Raw genomic sequence first — 3,923 nt, 5'->3', positions numbered from 1 at the left:
AAGGTTTTGCCCCTAATGGTAATGAAGTAAATGACAATTCAGGTGATTCAGCAAATGAGGATGGTGATAATGTGATTCGTATTTGTACTACAGCTAGTATTGCTATTACCAAAGACGGTACTTATCAAGACACTAACAATGATGGTATTACTAATGTGGGAGATGTAGTTTCGTATAACTTCGTAATCACTAATACCGGAAACGTAACCCTTACCAACGTAACCGTAACAGACATTAATGCCGTGATTGCGGGTGTATCAATCCCAACACTTGGTGTTGGGGCCACTGATTCAACTACATTCTCAGGGTATCATACTATTACTCAAAATGATATCAATAAAGGGTTTGTATACAATTGGGCAACGGCTAATTCAAAAGATCCAAAAGATAACCCTGTAACGCACACTTCTACCGATCCTACGCCTTGCACTTCTTGTCCTAAAGATCCCGAGTGTCCTGATTGTACAATCACTCCGCTTACAAAATCTATTATACAAGCGACAAACGACACCTTTAGTGTTACACAATGTTCTATTCCAGAAGAGATTCGAAATGCATTAAGCAATGATTTATTAAATGGTGTAGTGGCCAATCCCGCTGATCTTAAATTCAAATTGTTAACAGCACTCGGACAATACATCAAAATAGATGAACAAGGAAACATTACTTTCATAAAAGGAGTGGCTGCGGGACAATACTCTTTTGATTATCAAATTTGCGAGGCTGTAAATCCCACAAATTGTTCTACGGCAACCATTACAATCAATGTGGCAGGAATTGATTCGGTTACCATAACGGTTCCAGAAAATCAATCCCCTTGTAACGCTGATACAACTCTGGTAGATTTATTTAGCTTCCTTCCTCAAGGAACTCCTACAAATGGAACCTGGGTTGACACAGACAATACAGGAAGGCTAAACGCAAATATTTTTGATCCTTTTGGAATATCCATATCACCGGTAAACACCTACCATTTTGAATACAAAATTGCCGGAGATTGCCCAAGAAGCATATTCCTTGTAATGGATATCAACGATGATTGTAAAGTGCTTCCTTGTAAAACGATAATTATTCATAATGCTTTCTCTTCAAATGAGGATGGAAGAAATGATTATTTCCAAATTGAAAACTTAGAAGACAACGATTGCTACAGAAATATCAGACTGGAAGTTTTCAACCGTTGGGGAGTTTTAGTATTCGAGAAAGACAATTACAATAATCAAGGCAATGCTTTTAGAGGATACTCAGAAGGAAGAACAACCATCAATAAAAGAGAAGGTTTACCAACCGGAACGTATTTCTATATCTTGAGCTACGAAACTGTTGATGGTCTTGGTCAAGCGCAAAATGTTAAAAAAGATGGTTATCTCTATTTAATCAAATAAAATGAGCTAAGGGTCTGTTAAAAAATACTTTGGGCAAAAGTAATACTCAGAGTGTTTTTTAACTATCTTTAATATAAATACTACACTATTACTCAAAAACACCTCAAAGCTAGGTTGTTACAAAAAGCAACAACCCTTTTAACCAACAAATAGCGACTATGAAAACAAAATTATTCTCTTTCGTTTTGATGTTTACAGCCATTGCAAGTTTTGCGCAACAAGATGCCCAATATACTCAATATATGTACAACACAGTAAATGTAAATCCCGCTTATGCAGGAACAAGAGGCGCATTAAGTATTTTTGCTTTGCATCGTACGCAATGGGTCGGACTTGATGGAGCCCCAGTTACAAATACGGTTTCGGTAAATACCCCTTTCAATAACAGCAAAGTAGGACTTGGAGTTTCTATTGTGAATGATGAAATTGGGCCTTCAACGAATAACTCAATCTCTGCGGATATATCATATTACATACCTGTTTCCGAATCATACAGACTCTCTTTTGGGGTTAAAGGAACCGCAAACATTTTTAATGTCGATGTGACCAAGCTAAATCCAGGAGATCAAACTGACCCTGAATTTCAAAATATTGACAACGAATTTTCACCCAACATCGGTGCCGGTCTTTACTTGCATTCCCATAAAGCATATCTGGGGTTTTCTATTCCAAATTTTATAGAAACAAATGCCTATGACGACAATGAAGTGCGGGTTTATAAAGAAAAAATAAACTACTATTTAATTGGGGGATATGTATTCGATTTGAATTCATCCATAAAATTCAAACCTACTTTTATGGCCAAAATGACCGAGGGAGCTCCGCTACAATTGGATGTTTCAGGGAATTTTATGTTCAATGAAAAATTTACTGTGGGTCTGGCCTACAGATGGAGCGCCTCTTTGAGTGCCATGGTTGGGTTTCAAATTTCCGACGCATTTTATATAGGATACGCTTACGATTTTGAAACTACAGAACTCGACAACTACAATTCCGGATCGCACGAGATATTCTTGCGTTATGAAATATTCAAGAAAAACAGTAAAATGGTAACCCCTAGATTCTTCTAATGAATTTAAATAAAAAATTAATTACATATCAAGATCAAGATGTTCTTCTTTTTCAGCTATTCACCCCAAAATATAAAGAAAAAAAAACATCTTGATCTTGATTAAAAGATTAATGCAACTTAAAAGCAACCTACAATATGGCAAGCCAAGATTCCTTTTAAAAATAATTCATCATGAAAAAAAATATACTTCTTCACATAACAATAGTAAGTGTTTTTTCATTTAATTGTTTTGCTCAGATTGTTCAAGTCGACACTAGTAATAAAAAAGCAATTGACAATCAAATAAATGCTAAAATAGGAACGATGACTAACTCGGTAAAAACTGTGAAAACCGTAAAAACGTATCGTGTAGTAGAAACCGTGAATTTAAAATTTGGAGGACACACTACCACTTATGATGTGCCGGATCCTAAATTAATAAACACATACGATTTAGGTCCAAACAACACCCGGGTTATAACTATACTATATAAAGACGTGGAACAAAACACTGAAGTTGTTACTCCAGTATATGCTCCGGTTGAACAAAAAATAGAAGTTGCAGCTCCTACATTTACAAAAGTGGAGCCGATAAATACTATACAAGCTAAAAACATTGACTCCTTAAAAAACCGTTTAAACGTTAAAACTACTATAGACAGTCCCAAGAAAATGGGAGACTATGCCTATATCGATGTCATAAAAACCTATGCAAGGGTTACAGAGAAAGGATACAAATCCATCTTTATGCTCAAAAAAGTGTGCAATGCCTATTTCTTCAATGATGAATTGGAAAAAGCGGCCAAATGCTATGCCGAATTATTTGCCCTGACAACTGATTTGGAACCCGAATATTATTACCGCTATGCTATTTCTTTAAAAGCTATAGGAGAAGACAAAAAAGCCAGTGAAAATTTAAAAATATACAATCAATTATCTGGAAACACCATCAAGTAATGGATGCAAAACCGAAATACATAAAAGAAGAATCAAGATCACACTAAAACCTAATTATTATGAAAAATAACCTACTACTTTACCTAACGATACTCAGTCTTTTTTCATTTAACAATTATGCACAAAAGACTAAAGCAGTATCGAATGAGACTCAAAAAAAAGACAACTACACCTATATTGACCCTGTAAAAACCTATGAAAGAGTATCGGAGAAAGGATATAAATCCCCTGATATGCTCAAAAAAATGGGCAATGCCTATTTCTTCAACGAGGAACTGGATAAAGCGGCCAAATGTTATGGTGAATTATGTGAGATGACAACTGATTTAGAACCCGAATATTATTACCGCTATTCCATTTCTTTGAAAGCTATAGGTGAAAACGAAAAAGCCAGTGAAAATTTGAAAAAATTCAATCAATTATCCGGAAATCAAACCAAGTAATTATTTTGGACATGAACCAAAAGACAAACTTAAATTCCTATAAAAATAATTATTATGAAAAATAACATACTACTTTACCTAGCGATA

4 protein-coding genes are annotated in these 3,923 nt (G+C 35.0%); all 4 read left to right on the top strand.

Features of this window, described 5'->3' with window-relative positions:
* The coding region (locus DB891_RS17270; protein WP_189337167.1) for a T9SS type B sorting domain-containing protein at positions 1-1,385 on the top strand (1,385 nt) is incomplete at its 5' end.
* Positions 1,386-1,543: 158 nt separating this feature from the next.
* Complete coding sequence (locus DB891_RS17265; protein ID WP_116764819.1) at positions 1,544-2,455, top strand: PorP/SprF family type IX secretion system membrane protein; 912 nt, start codon at positions 1,544-1,546, stop codon at positions 2,453-2,455.
* A 173-nt stretch (positions 2,456-2,628) separates the two neighbouring features.
* On the top strand, positions 2,629-3,393 hold the full coding sequence (locus tag DB891_RS17260) for a hypothetical protein (RefSeq protein ID WP_116764818.1): 765 nt from the start codon (positions 2,629-2,631) through the stop codon (positions 3,391-3,393).
* 59 nt (positions 3,394-3,452) lie between these two features.
* Positions 3,453-3,836 (top strand): tetratricopeptide repeat protein, encoded by a 384-nt coding sequence (locus DB891_RS17255; RefSeq protein WP_116764817.1) that lies wholly within the window; start codon positions 3,453-3,455, stop codon positions 3,834-3,836.
* Positions 3,837-3,923: the final 87 nt, after the last annotated feature.

Source organism: Flavobacterium laiguense, from assembly GCF_003097655.1.
Lineage (GTDB): Bacteria > Bacteroidota > Bacteroidia > Flavobacteriales > Flavobacteriaceae > Flavobacterium > Flavobacterium laiguense.
Note: the sequence above shows the minus strand (reverse complement) of the source record. Positions and strands in the feature narration are given on the sequence as shown.

Excerpts from the sequence above, each read along its gene's own strand:
- DB891_RS17265 (WP_116764819.1), top strand. The coding sequence starts at position 1,544 with ATGAAAACAAAATTATTCTCTTTCGTTTTGATGTTTACAGCCATTGCA.
- DB891_RS17260 (WP_116764818.1), top strand. The coding sequence starts at position 2,629 with ATGAAAAAAAATATACTTCTTCACATAACAATAGTAAGTGTTTTTTCA.
- DB891_RS17255 (WP_116764817.1), top strand. The coding sequence starts at position 3,453 with ATGAAAAATAACCTACTACTTTACCTAACGATACTCAGTCTTTTTTCA.